The 269-nt window shown below is 65.4% G+C and carries 1 protein-coding gene; it reads right to left on the reverse strand.

The features are described from left to right. The coding region (locus CVH10_RS20895) for a S46 family peptidase (protein ID WP_146143217.1) at window positions 1-269 on the reverse strand (269 nt) is incomplete at both ends.

The raw sequence follows: 269 nt of genomic DNA on the forward strand, positions 1-269 counted from the left end.
GTGCGGTTCAGCTCGGGGTCGTAGCCGAAGCTGCCGCCCAGCGAGTGGATGTTGCCGTCGAAGGCGGCGCCGATGACTTCGCCCTTGGCGTTGATGACCGGCGAGCCCGAGTTGCCGCCGATGATGTCGTTGGTCGAGACGAAGTCATAAACGGTCGCCTTGTTCACCTTGTTCTCGGCCGCCAGCCAGTCGGTCGCCGCATTGAACGGCTCGGCGCCGGTGTTGCGCTCGTACAGGCCGCCGATGTGGGTGAAGGGCTCCACCGTCAC

The organism is Halomonas sp. ND22Bw (assembly GCF_003011945.1).
Taxonomy (GTDB): domain Bacteria; phylum Pseudomonadota; class Gammaproteobacteria; order Pseudomonadales; family Halomonadaceae; genus Halomonas; species Halomonas halophila.